The sequence below is a fragment of the Lysobacter sp. 2RAF19 genome, from assembly GCF_052115395.1.
Lineage (GTDB): Bacteria > Pseudomonadota > Gammaproteobacteria > Xanthomonadales > Xanthomonadaceae > Noviluteimonas.
In genome coordinates this window covers 86,654-107,673 of the sequence record NZ_JBFRGO010000002.1, presented here as the reverse complement: position 1 = coordinate 107,673, position 21,020 = coordinate 86,654, and the positions used below count along the sequence as shown (strand labels likewise).

Here is a 21,020-nt window from a genome sequence, read left to right as displayed (position 1 = left end):
GTCAGTGTTGCGAACGCGGCGCGCGCGTGACCAGCGACTTCAAACCCTTGCCGATGCGTGCCAGCAGCGAGGGACGGGCATCGGACGGGGCGTCGGCGCCGGCGCCCGTGGAGGCGACGGGTGCGGGCTTGGCCTGCAGCGTGTCGGCGCCTTCGATGCGACGGCCGCCACGACGGCGACGGCGCTTGCGCGGTGCGCGCTCGCCTTCGGCCTGCGTGGCCTCGCCGTTGCCGTGCGGCTTGGATGCCTGCGCGACGACGGGCTTGGGCGCCGCTTCCACCTTCGGTGCGGCATCGGCCGCCGCCACGTCGCCTTCGCGCTTGCGCGGCGGACGCGGGGTGCGTTCGCGACGTTCGCCGCTGCCGCCCTCGGAACGACCGCCCGAGCGCGAACCACCGGCACGCGAACCGCCGCCCGGCTTGCCGCGGCCACCGCCGCGACGTTGTTCGTCGGCGGCCTTCTGCTCGCGGGCTTCGCGGAAAATCGTATGGATGCTGTCGTCTTCGCCCGACGCATCGCCTTCGACCACCGGGCGCGGCGCGCGCGGCACCGCCACCAGCATGTCAGGGGTCACGTGCTCGCCCGGGATCTTCTGGTCGATGTAGGCCTCGATGTCGGGCAGCGACATGCCGTAACGCTCGCAGGCGAAGCTGATCGCGTCGCCCTCGGCGCCCAGGCGCGCGGTGCGGCCGATGCGATGGACGTAGTCCTCGGCATCGAAGGGCAGGTCGTAGTTGTAGACGTGCGAGACGCCGTCGATGTGCAGGCCGCGCGCGGCGACGTCGGTCGCCACGAGGATCTCCAGCTGGCCGGCCTGGAACTTCTTCAGCAGCGACTCGCGCTTCTTCTGCGGCACGTCGCCGGAGAGCACGCCGACGCGGTAGCCGGCCTTCTCCAGCGAGCGGGCCACGCGTTCGACGAAGGCCTTGGTGTTGACGAAGACCATCGTGCGCGCGCCTTCGCTGCGCGACAGCAGGCCGAGCAGGAGCGGGATCTTCTCTTCGTCGGCCGGGTAATAGATCTTCTGGCGGACGCGCGCGGCGGTCACCGTCTCGGTTTCGACGACGAGCTTCTCGGGCTCGTTCATGTGTTCGTACGCCAGCTCCAGCACGCGGTGCGAGAGGGTGGCCGAGAACAGCAGCGTCTGCCGCGTCGTGCGCTCGGGCATGCGGCGCAGCAGGAAGCGGATGTCCTTGATGAAGCCCAGGTCGAACATGCGGTCGGCTTCGTCGAGCACGCACATTTCGCAGGCGTGCAGCGACACCACCTTGTGCTGCTTGACGTAGTCGATCAGGCGGCCCGGCGTGGCGATGATCACGTCGGCGCCGGCCTGGAGCAGCTGGCGCTGCTTGTCGTAGTCCACGCCGCCGTAGACCAGGGCGAACTTCAGGCCCAGGTCGCTGCCGAACTTCACCGCGTCCTTGTGGATCTGGATCGCGAGCTCGCGGGTCGGCGCCAGGATCAGCGCGCGCGGGTCTTCCGGCTTGCGGTCGGCCAGCGCGGGGCGGGTGAGCAGGCGGTTCAGCGTCGTGATCAGGAAGGCGAGGGTCTTGCCCGTGCCGGTCTGGGCCTGGCCGGCGACGTCCCGCCCGGCCAGGGCGATCGGCAGCGTCAGCGCCTGGATGGGCGTGCAACGGTTGAACCCGGCGGCCTCGAGCCCGGCCAGCAGCGCGGGATGGAGGTCGAATTCGGAAAAGGCGATATCGGTTAGGGGCTTGTCGCTCATGCGCTCGGTATGGTGGGTGGCGCCGGGTCGCCCTTGCGCCGGGGGGCGGCTGCGAAGCAGACTGCCGGGGCGCTGAATCCGGGTGCGGGCGGGGCTTGAAGCCGCCGCGGTTAGCGCCCAAGTCTAGCAGCAGCCCGCGGAAGCCCGTGGGTTCCTTTATTTCACGCGCGGCCCAGACCGCCGCAGAACGACCCCGAGGACGCAATGAACGACTCCGTCATCCACGCCACCGATTCCGATTTCGACAACCAGGTGCTCAACGCATCCGGGCCGGTGCTGGTGGATTTCTGGGCGACCTGGTGCGGCCCGTGCAAGATGATCGCCCCCGCCCTGGACGAGCTGGCCGCTGGTTATGCCGGCCGCGCCAAGATCGTGAAGGTCGACATCGACGCCAATCGCAACACGGCGATGAAGTACCACGTGCGCTCGATCCCCACGCTGCTCCTGTTCAAGGACGGCCAGGTCCAGGCCACCCAGATCGGCGCGGTGGGCAAGGCCCAGCTCGCGCAGATGCTCGACAAGGCGCTCTGAAGCCCTTTCCTGCGCGCGGCGCGCCTTCGCACCGCCGCGACTTTGTATGAACCACACTCCTCGGTGACGTCGGCAGGCTTGCCGCCGCGCCGGGGCAGTGCTAGCTTTCGACTCACCCGGCGCCGCGATGCGTGCGCCGCACCCTACTGAAACCCTCTTTCCAGAACCCCGCTCGCGCACCGCGAGCGCTCGCCGCTTAGCGAGGATCCCAGCTTGTCCGACAACACCACCGACTCCGGCGACGTCGCCGCGAAGCGCGTGCGCAAACCGCGCGCCACTGCCGCGGGCGACACCGCCGTAGCCACTCCGCCCCCGCCGCCCGCACAGGCCGCGCCTCCGCCGCCCCCGCCGGCACCCGCACCGCAGCCGCCGCAGCAGCAGCAATCGCAGCCTCCGCAGCAGCAGCAAGCCCCGCAATCGCAGGGCGACGCCGGCGGCCAGGACGGTGGCCAGGACGGACAGGGCGGCGACCAGCAACGCTTCAACAACAACAACCGCCGCGACCGATTCCGCAACCGCCGCGACCGCCAGCGCGAGCGCTACCGCGACGATGGCATGCCGCAGGACAACGGCGGCGGTGAGCAGAACTTCCAGCAACAGCAGCAGCGCCAGCCGCCGCCGAGCGTGCCCGAAGGCTTCCCGCAGTACTCCCTCAGCGACCTCAAGCGCATGCCCGCGCCGAAGTTGCTGGAGATCGCCGAGCAGCTGAACATCTCCGAAGGCGTGGCCCGCGCCCGCAAGCAGGACGTGATCTTCGCCCTGCTCAAGGTGCTGACCCGCCATGGTGAAGGCGTCGCCGCCGACGGCGTGCTCGAAATCCTGCCCGACGGGTTCGGTTTCCTCCGCGCGGCCGAGGCCAGTTACCTCGCCGGCCCGGACGATACCTACATCTCCCCGAGCCAGATCCGCCGCTTCAACCTGCGCACGGGCGATCACCTGTCCGGCCGCATCCGCTTCCCGAAGGACGGCGAGCGCTACTTCGCGCTGTCGGTGGTCGACACGATCAACGGCGAGCCGCTGGAAGCCTCGAAGAATAAGGTCCTGTTCGAGAACCTCACCCCGCTGTTCCCGCGCCGCCGCTTCACGCTGGAGCGCGGCAACGGCAGCACCGAGGACATCTCGGGCCGCATCCTCGACCTGATGGCGCCGCAGGGTAAGGGCCAGCGCGCCCTGATCGTCTCGCCGCCCAAGGCGGGCAAGACGATGATGCTGCAGCAGGTCGCCACGGCCATCACGACCAACCACCCGGACGTGCACCTGATCGTGCTGCTCATCGACGAGCGCCCGGAAGAAGTGACCGAAATGCAGCGCACCGTGCGCGGCGAGGTGATTTCGTCGACCTTCGACGAACCCGCCGCCCGCCACGTGCAGGTCGCCGAAATGGTGATCGAGCGCGCCAAGCGCCTGGTCGAGCACAAGAAGGATGTCGTCATCCTGCTCGACTCCATCACCCGCCTGGCCCGCGCCTACAACAACGTCGTCCCGAGCTCCGGCAAGGTACTCACCGGCGGCGTCGACGCCAACGCGCTGCACCGCCCGAAGCGTTTCTTCGGCGCCGCGCGCAACGTCGAGGAAGGCGGTTCGCTGACGATCATCGCCACCGCGCTGGTCGAAACGGGCAGCAAGATGGACGAGGTGATCTACGAAGAGTTCAAGGGCACCGGCAACTCCGAAGTGCTCCTGAGCCGCCGCATCACCGAAAAGCGCGTTTATCCCGCGATCGACATCAACCGCTCGGGCACGCGCCGCGAAGACCTGCTCATCGATCCGGAAATGCTCCAGAAGATCTGGATCCTGCGCAAGCTCCTCCACCCGATGGACGAGATCGCCGCGATGGAATTCCTGCTCGACAAGATGAAGAACACCAAGTCCAACGACGAGTTCTTCGGGTCGATGAAGCGCTGAGGCGCGGCAACCGACAGGAAAGACGGAACGCCCTGCAATGCAGGGCGTTTTCGTTTGGATGGCGCCTTGCGTCGCTGGGCATCACGATGGAAAATCGATTCCGGATTGGGGGTAACCCGGTCGGCGATTGGCCTCGGTGCGCTCACCGGGGCCTTTTGTTTTCCGGGGCCGGGAAAACAATCAGTCGACGGAGCTTGTGCCTGAGGACATCGAAGGCGCGGTTCTCCCGTCCAGGACGAAGCACCGACAACCCGATCGGACGCGCGACGAGATCTGCCAACTGCAGCCCCGTCGAATTCGACTGCTTGTGTGCGAAGACGAGCGCAAACGGCAGCGCCTTGCCCCATCGATTGGCGCCGGCGCATATCGCTTCGAAGGCCGTTGCCAGCTCTCGATCCTCCCTTGGGCCACGGCATTCGACGACGACGTGCGTGACCAGGTCGGCTTCGTGTCTTTCCAGCATCAATTCGTAAAGGGCCTCCAGGCAAAGCCCCAACGCCAGGTGATAGGGATTGCCGGTGGTGGCCTGCCAAGCCCATCGTGCCTTGTCGATCGCCGACGCGATGATGCAGAACTCCCCGTCGGCGATGACCGTCGTGAGGTCTTCGACGAACCTCAGGCGCCGACCGACGTCGTTGAAAGAGAATGGCCAGAGCTTTTTTCGGATGGCATGCTCATGCAACACCACCATGTCATGCCCGAACTGCCGGAACTTGAGGGACTTGATCGCGGGGACCAACTGCCGCAAATAAGCCGACTTCGAACAAACGCACAGCGCCAGGACGAAGATCGGGTACTGCGCGTCGAGCGGCACCAGCCCGTGATCTCCACTCTCGTCCACGTATGCGATGTGGCCGCTGAACGCATCCAGGAGCATGCATGGTGCTCGCGATCTCGATCGTCGGCGCAGTTTCCGGCAACCCGCGCGGCTCCGGAACGCGCGTGGTCTTCGTCAAGCGCGGAAATCGATCGGCGCGCGTCGGATTGGCGGCTGGTCGCGAGGCGAATCCGATCTTCGCTTTCAGAGCGCGCGCGGCGCCGCGTCGTCCTCGATCCGCTGCAGCGGCGACTGCTCCGGCACCAGCTCCGCGCCGCTGATATCCGACGTGCCGACGCGCTGCGCGAAGCGATCTGCTTCCAGCCATGGCGCCCGGGTGTACGCGGTGCGTGCCTCCGCGCGCCAGCGGCCGGGTTCGCCGGTGGCGTCGACGCGCCTGGCGTCGTTGTCCACCTTGTACTCGATCGCAAGCGTGCCGGTGAGGTTTCCCGGCGTCGGCGGATCGCCATTGAGCTGCACGCCCACTTTCCAGGTCTTCACCGTATTCGCCGCAACTTCGGACATGCGCTTGCACGCGCGTGCCAGCAGCAGCCGCGGGCCGCCCGCGAAATACAGGCTGCATTGCGTGGGAAACACGGCGGCGACGGTGCCGTCCGGATTGGCGCGGATCGCCAGCGTGATCACTCCATTGACGTGGTAGTCGCGCGGATAGGCGATCGGGTGCACCATTTCTTCGATCTTCATGGTGACGCGATTGTCTTGGGCGGCCTCCGCCACGGCCGACGCCTGGGCTTCGAGGTGGGAAGGCGCGTGCGACTTGTCGCCGTCGAAAAAGTAGACGTTGTCGATCGTGACGCTGGTTCCCTCGTCGACCTTGCGACCGGCGAGGGTCACGCGCATCGCGCTCTTCACGCGCGCCGGCTTCCCAGCGACCGTGGGCGGCGCGAACCGCCACTGCGCGACCGCGCTGTCGATGAGTCCGCGCAGCTTCGGATCCAGTTGCGTCTCGACCGTGTGCCCGATGACCTTGCCGGCCTCGTCGACCGCGATCGTTCCATCCACGCGCATCGTCACGACGTCTTCGATCTGCGGTGTCGGCGTGGAGGTGCCGGCGCTCGCGGGCAGGGCGAGCACGCAGGCGATCGAAGCGATGAGGGCAGTCCGTTGCATGGCCGTGCTTCCGATTCGCGGTGGGATCCCGTGCAGCGGCCGTCATGCCGACTGTGGGCGCATCCTACATAATCGCCCGAGGAGGTGGTCATGCACGGCGGCGGACTCGAACTGGCCCTGGTGTTCCTGCTGGCCGCGGTGGTCGCGGTCCCGGTATTCCGCAAGTTCGGGCTGGGCGCGGTGCTGGGCTACCTGGTCGCGGGCGTTGCGCTGGGGCCCTACGGATTCCGCGTGATCCGCGATGTCGCGCCCGTGCTCGGCGCCAGCGAAATCGGCGTGGTCATGCTGCTGTTCGTCATCGGCCTGGAGCTGTCGCCTTCGCGCCTGTCGGTGATGCGCAAACCCGTCTTCGGTTCGGGCGGTTTGCAGATGCTCGCCTGCGGCATCGCGCTGGCGCTGCTCACGCAATTGCGCGGCGTGGTGTTCCCCGCGACGATCGTCATCGGCCTGGGCCTCGCGTTTTCCTCCACGGCCGTCGGCCTGCAATTGCTGGCCGAACGCAAGGCGCTGACCACGGCGCACGGGCGGCTCGCGTTCGCGATCCTGCTGTTCCAGGATCTGGCGGCGATTCCGTTGCTGGCGGCGATTCCCTTGCTGGGTGGCGCGCAGGGGCAGGGTGTGTCGTGGATGGCGGTGGGCAAGGCGATCGGCGCGATCGCCATCGTCGTGGTCGGCGGCCGCTTGTTGTTGCGGCAGATGTTCCGGATCGTGGCGCGCATCGACATGCCGGAAGTCTTCACGGCGAGCGCCTTGCTCACCGTGCTGGGCGCGGCGTGGATCATGCAGTTGGCGGGGCTGACGATGGGCCTGGGCGCCTTCCTCGCCGGCGTGCTGCTCGCCGATTCGGAATTCCGCCACGAGCTCGAAGCGCAGATCAAACCCTTCGAAGGCTTGTTGCTCGGCCTGTTCTTCATCGCGGTGGGCATGTCGATCAACGTCACCGCGGTGATCGCCGATCCGTGGTTCGTCGGCGTCGGCGTGGCATTGCTGATGACGACGAAGTTCGTCCTGCTGTACGGCATCGGCCGCCTCTCGGGCGGGTTGCAGAACCGCGATGCGCTGCTGCTCGCCAGCGTGCTCGCCCTGGGCGGCGAGTTCGCCTTCGTGGTGTTCGGCGATGCGGCGCGCGTCGGCTTGATCGGGCGCGACCTGCAGGGCCACCTGGTCGCGATCGTCGGTATGTCCATGGCGCTGACGCCGCCGCTGTACATCTTCCTCTCGCGCTGGCTGGTCGCCACGAAGCCGGCGAAATCGGAAAAGTTCGACAAGATCGAAGAGCAGGAGCAGGAACCCCAGGTGCTCATCGCAGGCATGGGTCGCTTCGGCCAGGTCATCGCGCGATTGCTCGCGGCGCAGCGCATTCCCTTCATCGCGATCGAGCACAGCCAGGAGCAGGTGGAGTTCATGCGCCGCTTCGGCAGCACGATCTACTACGGCGATCCGGCCAACTCCGAATTGCTGCGCTCTGCCGGCGCGGCGCAGGTGAAAGTCTTCGTGATCGCGATCGACGATGTCGAAGCCAACCTGCGTACGGTCGACACCATCCGCCGCCTCTACCCCGAAGCGACCGTCTTCGCGCGCGCCCGCAACCGCCGCCACGCGTGGCAATTGATGGACCACGGCGCACAGGTGGTGCGCGAAACCTTCTATTCCAGCCTGGTCATGGGCGAACGCGTGCTCGTCGAAATGGGCCTGTCGCCGGCCGCCGCCGCCGAACGCGCGCGCCGCTTCCGCGAACACGACGAAGCGCTGCTGCGCACGCAATACCTGGTGCAGGACGACGAACAGGCGATCCTGCAGACGGTCGCGCAGGCGCGCGTGGAGCTCGAACAACTCTTCGGCGCCGACCGCGGCGAAGGCATCCTCGGTGGCCTGGGGCAACCTCGCGCGGAGGGGAAACTGGACGTCGCAGACCCGGCCGCGGTGCGGCCGGGGGATGCCTAACGCGGTTCGCGCAGGAAGCGCGCCATCGAAACACCGCCCGGCGTGGCCGGCACGAATTCCGCCGCGACATCGACGAAGCCACGCATCACCGCGATCTCGCGCGCGCTGCGGTTGAGGCTGTCGCGCAGGTCGGGGTCGGCGCCGGCGCGGAGCAGGCGTTGCACGACCTGCAGCAGCCCGTGCAGCGCGGCCAGGTGCAGCGGGCCGAAGCCGCGCGGGTCGCGCGCATCGAGCGAAACGGTTTCGTCGAGCAGGCGCTCCAGGCCCGCGAGCACGACGTCTTCGTCGCACGCCGTGCCCGGTTCGGCGCGCGCGCCGAGCAGCAACAGCAGCGGCGTGACGCCACCGGCCGCGGGCTGGTCGGCTTCGGCGCCGGCGAGCAGCAGCGTATCGAGCAACGCGACCAGGCGCGGGCGCTCGCGCGCGGTGAATCCGTAAAGCGCGGCGCAATGCAGCGGCGCGAGGCCTTGCGCATCGCCGGCGTGGACGTCGGCGCCCGCGGTGATCAGGCGCGCAACCAGATCCGGCAGGCCGAGTGCAGCCGCGAGCATCAACACGGTGACATCGCCCGGAAGGCGCTGTTCGAGCGGCGCGCCCGCGGCGAGCAAGCGTTCGACGATGTCGACCTGGCGCATGCTCACCGCCGCCGAGAGCGGCGTCGCACCCGAGCGTGCGGCAAGACGCGGATCGGCGCCGCGCGCGAGCAGCAGATCGACCACCGCGCGATGTCCGCCGCCGGCCGCACGCAACAACGCCGTGCACCCTTGCGTATCGGTGGCATCGACCGACAGGCCGAGGTCGATCAGGCGACGCACTGCATCGGCCTCGCCGACGATCGCCGCCGACGGCAGGTCGGAGGCTTGCAGCGGACGTCCCGGCAAGGGCCAGCCGCGCCAGTCGAGCCAGTCGGCAAGATCGCGACGGCCCGACGACAACGCGACGCCGAGCGGCGTCTGTCCGTCGGCCGCGCGCATGTCGGGATCGGCGCCCTGTGCGATCAGCGCCTTCAACGCCGCTTCGCGACCGAGCGCGGCGGCCAGATGCAACGCGGTCATCCCGTGCGAGTCGCGCGCGTTCAGATTCACGCCCTGCGCGACCACGCGTTCGACGACGCGCAACCATCCCAGGCGCACGGCGAGCGCGAGCGGCGGATCGCCGGCCGGCGAAGGCGCCCATGCATCGGCGCCGCGTTCGAGCAGTTCGACCGCGAGTTGTTCCAGCCCGCGCCCGGCGTGATCGCTCTGCACGCACGCGGCCAGGAAGATCGCCAGACCGCCCCGGCCCGCCGGCGAGACCGCGCGTCGCAGCAACGCCTGCACGGCCGAAGCGGCGACCGGGCCTTGCGCGAGCAGCGCGAACATCGTGTTGTCGTCCAGGCCTTCGCGTTGATCCGCATCGGCGCCCTGCGAGAGCAACCAATCGATGCGCGAGGCCGCGTTCGCGGGCGCGCCCGGACCGGTGATCGGCATCTGGCGCAACTGCGCGCCCAGTTCGCGCGGCGAGAGCAGGCCCACGACGCTGTGCATGTCTTCCAGGCGCCCGTCGCGGATCGCATCGCGCAGCAACGTCACCGGCGCGCGGTCGATCGTCGTCGACGACGCGCCTGCATCGGCGACCGCCGCGGGCAGCGGATAGGCGGGATCGAGGACCGCGACGATCGTCCAACGCCCGGCGGCCGCGGCGTGTTCGGCGGCGCGGCGGCCGTCGTTGTCGCGACGCGCGGGATCCAGGCCGAGTTCGAGCAGGCGGCGCACCAGCGCGGCCGACGCGTTGTCGGACGTGGCCGCGAGCATCAGCGCATCGCGACCCTCGGCGTTGGTCAGCGCGACGTCGGGGCGATGCGGCAGCAGGCGTTCGAGGACTTCCAGATGACCGCCGCGCGCGGCGTCGAGCCACGGCGTGCGTCCTTCGTTGTCGCGCGCATGCGCGTCGGCGCCGGTGGCGAGCAATGTTTCGGCGATCTCCACGTGCCCGCTCCGCGCGGCTTCGTGCAGCGCGCTGCGGCCGCGCGCGTCGCGTGCGTCGGGCTTGGCCTTGTGGCGCAGCAGCAATTGCACGCCGGCGACATCGTCTTCTTCGGTACCCGCGGCGGCGAGCAACACGGGCGAGGCGCCCGGCAGTTCGGGCTTAGCGCCGCGTTCGAGCAGGAAGCGCGCCAGGCGCCAGTTGCCCGACGCGCAGGCGATGCCGAGCGGCGTGATGCCGTCGCGGTTGATCGCGTCGATGTCGGCGGCCGCATCGCGCAGGAGTGCGGCGACGCCGGGATCGGAACTGCGTGCGGCGTGGTGCAGCGGCGTGTTGCCGTCGCTGTCGGCCACGCGCGGGTCGGCGCCATTGGCGAGCAGCGTCATCACCGCTTCGGGGCGGCCATGCCAACTGTCGCGGGTGGCGGCGAGCAGCGGCGCCATGCCGCCATGCGCGGCGTTCACGTCGACGCCGTGCTGGATCAACGTGCGCAGCAGGCGCAGGTCGGGAAGGATGGCCGCGAGCATCGGCAGCGTGCGCTGGTCGCGCTCGTCGGCGGCCGGCAACGCGTGCGGGTTCGCGCCGGATTCGAGCAGGGTGAGTGCGCGATCGACGCGGCCGCTACGGGCCGCGGCGTACAGCGCGGTCTCCAGATCGGCTTCGATCTCGGGCTGCGCGATATCCCCATCGTCATCCGGTTCCATCGCCGCGAGCTGCGCTTCGATCGGCAAGGGCGAGGGCGCGGGCAGGCTTTGCAGCACCAGGTGCAACACGGGTGCGAACAGCGCAAGCAGGATCGCCATCGGCCAGCGCGCCGACTCTGCGACCAGGCCGGGCCATGCGAGCGCAATCACCGCGCCCGCGATCGACGCGACGATCGCCGCCACGCCCAGGCCGCGCCACGCGCCGATTTCCACTTCCGCCAGGCTGCGCCACATCGATGCGACCGCGCCGCCTTCGCGTTCCAACGCGTGCCACATCGGCCAGGTGCGCCACAGCAGCAACAAGGCGACGCCGGCGACGACGCTCAGGCCGATCGCCGCGGACAGACTTCCGGTTTCGCGCAGCGCCGCGAGCGGCCAGGTGACCAGGGCGGCCACGACCGCGACGCCCGCGACCCAGGTGCCGGACAGCGCCAGCGCATCGCGCCGCCACTTCGACGACGGGCGCGTGCCGCGCCACCACGACACCGCCAGCGCGTACGCCGGCTGCGCGAGCGCGCCGGCCAGTGCGAGCGGCCAGGCATCGAGCGCCAGCAGCAGCGTGAGCGCGACGCCGGCGAGCGCGGCGCCGATGACCAGGCCGATCGAGCGCGTGGACTCAGGCATCGGTGCCCCAGTCCTCCGTCATCGGATCGAGCATCGTCGGCGGGAATTGCACATGGAAGCCGCGCGCGGCGAGGTTGCCGCGCACGACTTCGGGATCGGCCAGCGCGAGTTTGCGCTCGGGCGTCAGCGCGACTTCGAGGACGAACTGCAGCTTCCCCAGCTGGGTCGCGAGCGGCGGCGGCAGGCTCGCGAAATCATCGCGCTTGGACAGGTAGACGTAAGTGTCGGCCTGCCGGAGGCTCTTGTAGACGAAAGCGTGCATCGCGGCCTTGGGCGGGGGACGCGATGATTGTGTCGGAAAGAACGTTGTGACGGAACCCGCAATTCGTGTTGTGAAGACGCGGATTTCAGTGATAGCCCGCGTCGGCCGCCACCTTGCCGCGGAACACCGAGTAGGACCAGTACGTGTATCCGAGGATCGCCGGCAGCAGGATCACGAGCCCGACGCCGACGAAAATCTGCGACGAAGGCGCCGCCGCGGCCTCCCAGATCGACAACGACGGCGGCACGATGTTCGGCCACAAGCCCAGCACCAGCCCCGCGAACCCGAGCGCGAAGAAGCACAGCGCCAGGATGAATGGCGCCGTATCGCGCCCTTCGCGCATCGCCGCGCGCCACAGCCACCACGCGTTGAGCAACGCGAGCAGCGGCACCGGCGAGAGCCACCAGAAATTCCCGCCCTCGAACCAGCGGGCCATGATCCGCGAGTCCAGGAAGGGCAGCCACGCGCTCACCAGGCCCATGAACGCGATCACCACCAGCACCAGCGGACGCGTGAGCGTGCGCGCGATTTCCTGCAGGCGCCCTTCGGTCTTGAGGATCAGCCAGGTCGAACCGAGCAGTGCGTAGCCGAAGACCACCGACACGCCGGTCAGCATCGAAAACGGGCTGAACCAGCCGAAGGCACCGCCGACGTACTTGCCGGCCTGCAGCGGCATGCCTTCGACGATCGCCCCGAGGATCAGGCCCTGGGCGAAGGCCGCGAACATCGAGCCCAGCGCGAAGGCCGCGCCCCACCAGGGTTTGCCGCGCACCGCCTTGAAGCGGAATTCGAAGGCCACGCCGCGGAACACCAGTGCGATCAGCATCAGCAGGACCGGCAGGTACAGCGCGGAGAGCACCGTCGCGTAGGCCTTCGGGAAGGCCGCGAGCAGCCCCGCGCCGCCGAGCACCAGCCAGGTTTCGTTGCCGTCCCAGATGGGGGCGGCCGTGTTCATCATGTGGTCGAGTTGCCGCTCGTCCTCGGCGAAGGGCGCCAGGATGCCCAGGCCGAGCACGAACCCGTCGAGCAACACGTACATCAGCACGCCGAACCCGATCACGCCGAACCACGCCACGGGGAGCCAGTACGCCATCACACGGCCTCCTTGTTGCCGACCGACAGCGGGCGCGCGGGCGTCTTGTCGCCGGCCTCGGTATCGGGCGCCGGGTCGTGTTTCCCGGGGCCCACGCGCACCAGGCGCGCGAGATACCAGATGCCCGAACCGAACACGATCGCGTACACCACCGCGAAGGTGATCAGCGACGTCCACACGCTGGCCGCGGCGAGCGTCGGCGAGATGGCATTCGCAGTGCGCAGTGCGCCGTACACCACCCAGGGTTGGCGCCCGATTTCCACGACGTACCAGCCAGAGAGCATCGCGATGAACCCGGCAGGCAGCATGTAATTCCATCCGCGCAGCAACAGCGGCGAATCGAACAGGCGCCCGCGCCGCCATTGCCACAACGACGCCAGGGTCAGCAGCAACATCAGCGTGCCGATGCCGACCATCACGCGGAAGGCGTAGAACACCGGCTTCACCGGCGGGCGATCCTGCGGCGGCACGGCCTTCAGGGGCTGCACCTGGCCGTCCATCGAATGCGTGAGGATCAGGCTGCCGAGTTTGGGGATCGCGATTTCGTAATCGTTGCGCTCGGCCTTTTCATTCGGCACCGCGAACAACACCAGCGGCACGCCGCCCGGATGCGTTTCCCAATGCGCTTCCATCGCCGCGAGCTTGACCGGCTGGTGTTCGAGCACGTTCAGCCCGTGCTGGTCGCCGGCGAGGATCTGCAGCGGCACCGCGATGGCCGCGAACGCAATCGCGAGCTTGAGCATGCGCTTTGCTTCTTCCACGTGCGCGCCGCGCCGCAGGTACCACGCCGAGACGCCGCCGATCACGAAACACGTCGTGATGAACGCCGCGAGCACCATGTGCGGCAGGCGATACGGGAAGGACGGATTGAAGACGATCGCCCACCAGCTGACGGGCTGGAACACGCCCTGCGCATCGATCACGTAACCCTGCGGCGTCTGCATCCAGCTGTTGGCGGCGATGATCCAGAACGTGGAGATCAGCGTGCCCAGCGCGACCATGCACGTGGCGAAGAAATGCATCGAAGGTTTGACGCGCTTGATGCCGAAGAGCATCACGCCGAGGAACGTGGCCTCCAGGAAGAAGGCGGTGAGCACTTCGTAGGACAGCAACGGGCCGAGGATGTTGCCCGCGCGTTCGCTCAGGATCGCCCAGTTCGTGCCGAACTGGAAACTCATCACGATGCCGCTCACCACGCCCATGCCGAAACTGACGGCGAAGATCTTCAGCCAGAACTTGTACAGCGCCAGCCACATCCCGTCGCGCGTGCGCAGCCAGCGCCATTCGAGGAACGCGAGCCAACTGGCGAGGCCGATGGTGAAAGACGGGAAGAGGATGTGGAACGAGATCACGAACCCGAACTGGATCCGCGAGAGGAGCAGGGCATCCACGCAGTGCCTCCGCGGCACACGGGGGCGGCGCCGCGCTGCATAGTCTGCGCCTGTCGCGCGGCGTTTGCATCACCGGCCGCTCACCGCCGTGGTTCCACAATCGCAACGACGCGCAAGGCAGGGTGCGCCATGCGAAACGGAGCGTTACAGGAACACGGACCGAGCCGATCGCTGTGGATGGCGATGAACGATGCGCCCGTCTTCGCACCCTTGACCGCCGACGCGCATGCACGGATCTGCATCGTCGGCGCCGGCATCGCCGGCCTGACCACCGCATGGCGCCTGGTGCGCGCGGGCCACGATGTCATCGTTCTCGAAGAACACGATCTGCACGGCGGACAGACCGCGCGCACCACCGGCCACCTGTGCGATGCGCTCGATGATCGCTATTTCGCGCTGGAACACCTGCATGGCGAAAACGGCGCCCGACTGGCCGCACAAAGCCATGGCGCCGCGATCGACACGATCGAACACATCTGCGAAGCCGAGTGCATCGATTGCGGCTTCGCGCGCGTGGATGGCTATCTCGTGCGTGGCGCCGACGATCCGCAGGCCGACGTGCTGGAGCGCGAATACGCGGCTGCGCGTCGTGCAGGGCTGGAGGTCGAACGCCTGGAGATCGCGCCCGATGGGTTCGAACGGTTCGGCCCGGCGCTGCGCTTTCCGCGCCAGGCGCGTTTCGATGCGCTCGCTTACACCACGGGCCTGGCGCGCGCGATCGTGCGCATGGGCGGGCGCATCCACACCCATTCGCACGTCATGCAGGTCGATGGCGGCGCCAACGCCGGCGCGACCACCGACAACGGCGCGCGCGTGCAATGCGAACACCTCGTCGTCGCCGCGAACGTCCCGTTCAACGACCGCGTCGCCATCCACACAAAGCAAGCCGCGTACCGCACCTACGTCGTTGCCTTGCGCGTGGACCCCGGCACCTTGCCCGATGCATTGCTTTGGGACACGCAGGTGCCTTACCACTACGTGCGCATCGCGCCGGCGCGCAACGGCACGTGGTTGCTGGTCGGCGGCGAAGACCGCAAGACCGGCCAGGACGATGCGACGCAGGGGCATTACGAAGTGCTCGAATCCTGGGCGCGCAGCCATTTCCCGATGGCGCTCGACGTCGGCTATCGCTGGTCGGGGCAGGTGATCGAACCGATCGACGGGCTGGGATTCCTCGGCCACAACCCGGGGCGCGCGGACAACGTGTACGTGGCGACCGGCGACTCGGGGAACGGACTCACGCACGGCACGTTGGCGGGATTGATCGTCGCCGACCTGATCGTCGATGGCGATTCGCCGTGGCGCGCGTTGTACGCGCCGGATCGGCGCACCCTGCGCGCGGCCGACACCTTCGTGCGCGAAACGCTGAACGTCGTTCCGTATTACACCGACTGGGTCAGCGCGGGCGAGATCGAAGGGCTCGAGGAGTTGCCGGCGGGCGAGGGCGCCGTCCTGCGCCATGGCCTGCAGAAGATCGCGGCCTTCCGCGACGACACCAACACCTTGCACCTGCATTCGGCCAAGTGCCCGCACCTGGGCTGCGTGGTGCACTGGAACGACGCGGAGCGGAGTTGGGATTGCCCCTGCCACGGCTCGCGCTTCGATGCACGCGACGGCAGTTGCCTCAACGGGCCGGCCGCGCACGGGCTTGCGCCGGTCGCCACGCCGGTGCCGAGCGCGCTGGCGACTGATCGCCCCGCCGTCCGGATGTGAGCCTCCCCCCGCCAGCGTTTTCCGCATGACCTATGACCCCCGGCCGGTGAATCCGGGGCTGTTAACCTGCGCGCTTCCGTTTCGCCGTGACCACCCCATGCGCCCCATTTCCGCGTCCCTCGCGCTGCTCCTCCTTGCACCCGCTGCTTTCGCACAGGACACGGCTTCGCCCGCGCCGAATGCCGACGCACCGATCACCCTGGCGCAGGCGATGGCCGACCCGGACTGGATCGGCGCGCCGATCGAAGCGGCGTGGTGGTCGTGGGATGGCCAGCGCGCGTACACGCAGCGCAAGCGCACGGGCGCGACGATCCGCGACACCTGGGTGCAACCGATCGCGGGCGGCGCGGCCGCGATGCTCGATGGTGCCGCGCGCGCCGACGCCGACGGCGAACAACCGGTCTACGACACGCAGCGCACGCGCATGGCCTACGTGCGCAACGGCGATGTGTTCGTGCGCGACTTGCGCAGCGGTGCCTTGCAGCAGATCACGCGCAGCAACGACGACGAAGCGCAGCCGCAGTGGGGCAGCGATGGCGGCCTGTCGTGGCGCGTGGGCAACGACTGGTATCGCTGGACCGCCGCCGGCGGCGTGCGCGAGGCCGCGACGCCGCTCGCGGAGAAGGCGCCCGACACCAAGCCCGCCGCCGACGATCTGCGCGATCGCCAATTGCGCCTGATCGACACGCTGCGCAACGATCGCGCGCAGCGCGATGCCGCGCGCGCGCAGGACAAGGCCTGGCGCCTTGCCGACGCGACGCGCGCGCCGGTGCCGGCCTATCTCGGCGCGGATGTCGACATCGCCGACAGCGCGCTGTCGCCCGACGGCAACTGGCTGCTCGTGATCACCACCGCCAAGGGCGCGGACATCGGCACCGAAGGCAAGATGCCGAAGTACGTGACCGAGTCGGGTTACGAGGAATTCGAAGACGTGCGCACGCGCGTCGGCCACAACGCGCCGGTGCCGCAGCACTTGTGGCTGGTGAAGGTCGGCGATGGCTCGGTGCGCGAAGTGAAGTTCGATGCGCTGCCCGGCATCACCGTCGATCCGCTGGCCGCGCTGCGCAAGGCCGCCGGCAAGGACGCGTTGAAAGGCAATCGCGACGTGCAGGTGCTGACCTCCGGCGACAACGCCGGCGCGCCCGCGATCCACTGGACCCCCGATGGCCGCCAGGCCGCCGTGATGGTGCGCGCGATCGACAACAAGGATCGCTGGCTCGCATCGATCGACCTCGCCAATGCAAAGCTGCAACCGCGCCATCGCCTCACCGATCCTGCGTGGATCAACTGGGGCTTCAACGATTTCGGTTTCGCACCCGATGGCGCGCTGTGGTTCCTGTCGGAAGAAAGCGGCTACTCGCACCTGTATGTCAGCGAAAACGGTGGCGCGCCGCGCGCGATCACCTCGGGCCAGTGGGAAGCCTCGCTGCCGCAATTGTCGAAGGACGGCAGCCGCTTCCTGTTCCTGTGCAACCGCAAGTGGCCGGGCGATTACGAAGTCTGCGAAGTCGACCGCAAGGGCGGCGCCGTGCGCGAAGTGACCGCACTCGACGGCGTCGAGGATTTCGTGGTCTCGCCGGACGAATCGAAATTGCTCGTGCGCCATTCGCAAAGCTACGTGCCGCCGCAGCTGGCCGTGGTGAACCGTAACGGCGACGGCGCGACCGAACTCACCGACACGCGCACGCCGCAATTCAAGGCACGTACGTGGGTCATGCCCGAATACGTGCAGGTGCCGTCCAAGCACGGCGCGGGCACGATCTGGGGCAAGTACTACGGGCCGAAGCAGCTCGAGCCGGGCAAGCACTATCCGATCGTGATGTTCGTGCACGGCGCCGGTTACCTGCAGAACGTCAGCGCGCGCTATCCGAACTATTTCCGCGAGCAGATGTTCCATGACCTGCTCGTCGATCGCGGTTATCTCGTGCTCGACCTGGATTACCGCGCGTCGGAAGGTTACGGCCGCAAGTGGCGCACCGACATCTATCGCCGCATGGGCACGCCGGAGCTGGAGGATTACCTGGACGGCCTGGACTGGCTGGTCGCCAACAAGCAGGGCGACCGCGAGCGCGTGGGCATCTACGGCGGCAGCTACGGCGGCTTCATGACCTTCATGGCGCTGTTCAAGAAGCCCGGCACGTTCAAGGCCGGCGCCGCGCTGCGCCCGGTGGCCGACTGGTCGCAGTACAACCACGAATACACCTCGAACATCCTCAACACGCCCGAGCTCGACCCGGAGGCCTACAAGGTGTCCTCGCCGATCGAATACGCCGCCGGGCTGCAGGACAACCTGCTGATCGCGCACGGCATGATCGACGACAACGTGTTCTTCCGCGATTCGGTCGTGATGACGCAGAAGCTCATCGAATTGCGCAAGGACAAGTGGGAACTGGCGCCGTACCCGTTGGAGCGCCACGGCTTCACGCACCCCGACAGCTGGTACGACGAGTACCGCCGCATCCTCGAGCTGTTCGACCGGACGCTGCAGCCGCAGCGCTGAGGCCGCAGTTGACGGTGCCGCAACACCGGCGGTGACAGGCTGCACGCCTGTTCCACCGCCAGGGGTCGCCATGCACAAGCAACCGCACCGCAGCATCGAGAAGATCGCCGACAACCGCTACTGGCAGAACCAGCCGCGCCTGGACGACCGGAAAGAGCTCGGCACGCCGAAGGACTTCGAACTCGAGGATTGGGAACCGCCCAGCCTGGCGGCGCCCGAGCCCGAAGAAGACTGAATTCGCTCAGCCGCAGCCCACGCTGCCGATCACGTTGTCGGCGCCGACGCGCACGTTCAGACGATCGCCGCGGTATTCCATCGTGATCGCCTGGTCGGGCGTCAGCACGCGCGCGGTCGTCGCGCCCGAGGCCACGCGCGCCTGCTCGACGATCTCCGGCGTGGCCGTCTTGCCCACGAATTGCTGCGCGTTGCCGGCCTTGCACGACGCGGCGAGCATCGGCGGGGTGGTGGTGGCCGCGGCGGGCGGAAGCGCGCTGCCGGAGGACGCCGATTCGGAGCGCGGCGCCGAAGTGCATGCGGACAGGGCGAGCATCGCACCGGCGGCGAGGGCGTAGCGGAGGGTCACGAGCGAGGTCTTCACGGGCGGACTCCTGTCCATGGGGGATGGCGCCGCACCCTACGCCCGGGGGCCGTGAGCGACAAGGCATCGTCGGGAATGCGCGATCTTTCCGTTCGACCATGCCGAATGGCAGAGGGCGGACGTGCGCCGAATTTGCACGATGGGATGTTTGCACCCATTCCATCCCTTGCGCTTCCAGGACACCGCATGCCTCGTCCCACGCTGCTCGCCCTCGCCTTGGCGCTCGCGCTGCCCGCGCTCGCCGTTTCCTCCACGTCCATCGCGCAGTCCTCGCCGCAGGCGCCGGTCTACGCCGCCAGCACCGCCGCGTACCCGGGCACGATCACGCTCGAAGTCGACGCCACCAACCTTTCGCAGCGCGTCTTCAACGTGAAGCAGCGCATCCCGGTGCAGGCCGGCGAAGTGACGCTGTTGTTCCCGAAGTGGTTGCCGGGCAACCACGCCGACTACGGCCGCGTCGACAAGGTCGCGGGCCTGGAGTTCTCGGCCAACGGGCAGAAGATCGAATGGAAGCGCGATCCGCTGGATGTGTACGCGTTCAAGGTCGACGTGCCGCAGGGCGCGACCCACCTGGATGTCGCATTCCAGTTCATCTCGCCGACCGACCGCGACCAGGGTCGCGTGGTCATGACGCCGAACATGCTCAACCTGCAGTGGAACACGGTTGCGCTGTATCCGGCCGGTTATGCGGCGAGCGCGATCACCTTCGCGCCGAGCGTGAAGCTGCCCGCCGGTTGGCAGGCCGCGACCGCGCTGGAATTGCAGGGCCGCGCCGGTGACGTCGTCACCTACAAGCCGGTCGATTTCGACACGCTGGTCGATTCGCCGATGTACGCGGGCCGTTACTTCAAGACCTTCGACCTGTCGCAGGGCGTCGGCAAGCCGGTGCGCCTGAACGTCGTCGCCGACGATGCGAAGTACCTGGAAGCCAAGCCCGACCATCTCGAAGCGCACCGCCGCCTCGTGCAGCAGATGCGCAAGTTGTACGGCGCCGAGCACTACGACCACTACGACTTCCTGTTCGCGCTCAGCGGCCAGATGTCGGGCATCGGCCTGGAACACCACCGTTCCAGCGAGAACGGCGTGGGCGTGAAGTACTTCAATTCGTGGGATCCGAAGTCCGGCAGCAGCGACCTGCTCGCGCACGAGTACAACCATTCGTGGGACGGCAAGTACCGCCGTGGCGCCGACCTCACCACGCCGACCTTCAACACGCCGATGCAGGGCAGCCTGCTGTGGGTGTACGAAGGGCAGACGCAGTACTGGGGCAACGTGATCACCGCGCGCGCCGGCCTGCGCAACTTCGAAACGGCGAAGGACGCGCTCGCCCTGGTCGCGGCCACCTACGCCGAAAACCGCGCCGGCCTGTCGTGGCGCGCGCTGCAGGACACGACCAACGACCCGATCATCGCCAAGCGCACGTCGAAGGCCTACACCAGCTGGCAGTTGAGCGAGGACTACTACTCCGGCGGCCAGATGATCTGGCTCGAGGTGGATTCGCGCCTGCGCGAGAAGTCGAACAACAAGATCTCGCTCGACGACTTCGCGAAGAAGTTCTTCGGCATGAACGACGGCGACTTCAGCGTCAACACCTACACGTTCGAAGACGTCGCGGCCACGCTCAACAGCCTGGTGGCCGACGACTGGGGCAAGTTCCTGCACGATCGCCTCGATGGCAAGGTGCCGCTCACCGGCGGCATCGAAGCCTCGGGCTGGCGCCTGGTGTTCAAGGACAAGCCCAATGCCTATGCGAAGACGGCGGCGGCCGAATACGGCCGTGGCGGCGCCGACTTCGTGTATTCGCTCGGCCTTTCGATCGGCGGCGACGGCGCGATTTCCAGCGTTCGCTGGGACAGCCCTGCGTTCAAGGCGGGCATCGGCCCGGGCATGACGGCGGTGGCGGTCAACGGCAAGCAATACGCCGGCGACGTGCTCGAAGATGCGGTCACCGCGGCGAAGAAGGATCACAAGCCGATCGAGCTGCTGGTGAAGGAGTTCGACCTGTATCGCACGATCCAGTTGCCGTACTACGACGGCTTGCGCTATCCGCACCTGGAGCGCATCGAAGGCAAGCCCGATCGCCTGTCGGCGATTTACGCGCCGAAGAAGTAAGCGA

Annotated in this window: 15 protein-coding genes; 7 read left to right on the top strand and 8 right to left on the bottom strand. The window is 68.1% G+C overall.

Annotated features, from left to right (window positions below):
- Nucleotide 1: 1 nt before the first annotated feature.
- Complete coding sequence (gene rhlB / locus AB4059_RS07295) at nt 2-1,726, bottom strand: ATP-dependent RNA helicase RhlB (protein WP_498978062.1); 1,725 nt, start codon at nt 1,724-1,726, stop codon at nt 2-4.
- 204 nt (nt 1,727-1,930) lie between these two features.
- Between rhlB and trxA the strand changes: the two genes are divergently transcribed.
- Both trxA and rho read left to right on the top strand, forming a co-directional pair.
- Nucleotides 1,931-2,257, top strand: a complete 327-nt coding sequence (trxA, locus tag AB4059_RS07290) for a thioredoxin TrxA (protein WP_498959269.1) — start codon at nt 1,931-1,933, stop codon at nt 2,255-2,257.
- Nucleotides 2,258-2,470: 213 nt separating this feature from the next.
- Nucleotides 2,471-4,162 carry a transcription termination factor Rho gene (rho, locus tag AB4059_RS07285; RefSeq protein WP_498978060.1) on the top strand — a complete coding sequence of 564 codons (1,692 nt, stop codon included), beginning with the start codon at nt 2,471-2,473 and terminating at the stop codon, nt 4,160-4,162.
- A 142-nt stretch (nt 4,163-4,304) separates the two neighbouring features.
- On the opposite strand, the gene AB4059_RS07280 is transcribed toward rho, so the two are convergent.
- Nucleotides 4,305-5,039 (bottom strand): DUF3800 domain-containing protein, encoded by a 735-nt coding sequence (locus AB4059_RS07280; protein WP_498978058.1) that lies wholly within the window; start codon nt 5,037-5,039, stop codon nt 4,305-4,307.
- A gap of 144 nt (nt 5,040-5,183) precedes the next feature.
- Nucleotides 5,184-6,110, bottom strand: coding sequence for a hypothetical protein (locus AB4059_RS07275; protein WP_498978056.1), 927 nt, complete (start codon nt 6,108-6,110; stop codon nt 5,184-5,186).
- Nucleotides 6,111-6,200: 90 nt separating this feature from the next.
- On the opposite strand from AB4059_RS07275, the gene AB4059_RS07270 reads away from it, so the two are divergent.
- Nucleotides 6,201-8,054 (top strand): monovalent cation:proton antiporter-2 (CPA2) family protein, encoded by a 1,854-nt coding sequence (locus AB4059_RS07270; protein ID WP_498978054.1) that lies wholly within the window; start codon nt 6,201-6,203, stop codon nt 8,052-8,054.
- Here AB4059_RS07270 and AB4059_RS07265 read toward each other — a convergent pair.
- The 4 genes from AB4059_RS07265 to AB4059_RS07250 all read right to left on the bottom strand — a co-directional run bounded on the left by AB4059_RS07265 (nt 8,051) and on the right by AB4059_RS07250 (nt 14,093).
- Entirely contained in the window at nt 8,051-11,347 is a 3,297-nt protein-coding gene (locus AB4059_RS07265; RefSeq protein WP_498978052.1) for an ankyrin repeat domain-containing protein, read from the bottom strand. The two genes, AB4059_RS07270 and AB4059_RS07265, sit on opposite strands and share 4 nt — an antisense overlap.
- Nucleotides 11,340-11,609 carry a YcgL domain-containing protein gene (locus AB4059_RS07260; RefSeq protein ID WP_498959263.1) on the bottom strand — a complete coding sequence of 90 codons (270 nt, stop codon included), beginning with the start codon at nt 11,607-11,609 and terminating at the stop codon, nt 11,340-11,342. The genes AB4059_RS07265 and AB4059_RS07260 overlap by 8 nt, the downstream gene beginning before the upstream one ends.
- 85 nt (nt 11,610-11,694) lie before the next feature.
- Nucleotides 11,695-12,702 (bottom strand): cytochrome d ubiquinol oxidase subunit II, encoded by a 1,008-nt coding sequence (gene cydB, locus AB4059_RS07255; protein WP_498978050.1) that lies wholly within the window; start codon nt 12,700-12,702, stop codon nt 11,695-11,697.
- Nucleotides 12,702-14,093, bottom strand: a complete 1,392-nt coding sequence (locus tag AB4059_RS07250) for a cytochrome ubiquinol oxidase subunit I (protein ID WP_498978048.1) — start codon at nt 14,091-14,093, stop codon at nt 12,702-12,704. The genes cydB and AB4059_RS07250 overlap by 1 nt, the downstream gene beginning before the upstream one ends.
- Nucleotides 14,094-14,276: 183 nt before the next feature.
- Between AB4059_RS07250 and AB4059_RS07245 the strand changes: the two genes are divergently transcribed.
- The 3 genes from AB4059_RS07245 to AB4059_RS07235 all read left to right on the top strand — a co-directional run bounded on the left by AB4059_RS07245 (nt 14,277) and on the right by AB4059_RS07235 (nt 18,541).
- Nucleotides 14,277-15,806, top strand: coding sequence for an FAD-dependent oxidoreductase (locus AB4059_RS07245; protein ID WP_498978046.1), 1,530 nt, complete (start codon nt 14,277-14,279; stop codon nt 15,804-15,806).
- A 97-nt stretch (nt 15,807-15,903) separates the two neighbouring features.
- Nucleotides 15,904-18,306, top strand: a complete 2,403-nt coding sequence (locus AB4059_RS07240; RefSeq protein ID WP_498978044.1) for a S9 family peptidase — start codon at nt 15,904-15,906, stop codon at nt 18,304-18,306.
- A 70-nt stretch (nt 18,307-18,376) separates the two neighbouring features.
- Complete coding sequence (locus tag AB4059_RS07235; protein WP_498959258.1) at nt 18,377-18,541, top strand: hypothetical protein; 165 nt, start codon at nt 18,377-18,379, stop codon at nt 18,539-18,541.
- 6 nt (nt 18,542-18,547) lie between these two features.
- On the opposite strand, the gene AB4059_RS07230 is transcribed toward AB4059_RS07235, so the two are convergent.
- Entirely contained in the window at nt 18,548-18,904 is a 357-nt protein-coding gene (locus tag AB4059_RS07230) for an I78 family peptidase inhibitor (RefSeq protein WP_498978042.1), read from the bottom strand.
- A 186-nt stretch (nt 18,905-19,090) separates the two neighbouring features.
- Between AB4059_RS07230 and AB4059_RS07225 the strand changes: the two genes are divergently transcribed.
- The gene (locus AB4059_RS07225) at nt 19,091-21,016 is read left to right on the top strand and encodes a M61 family metallopeptidase (protein ID WP_498978040.1); all 1,926 of its coding nucleotides are present in this window, start codon (nt 19,091-19,093) and stop codon (nt 21,014-21,016) included.
- The last annotated feature ends 4 nt before the right edge of the window (nt 21,017-21,020 follow it).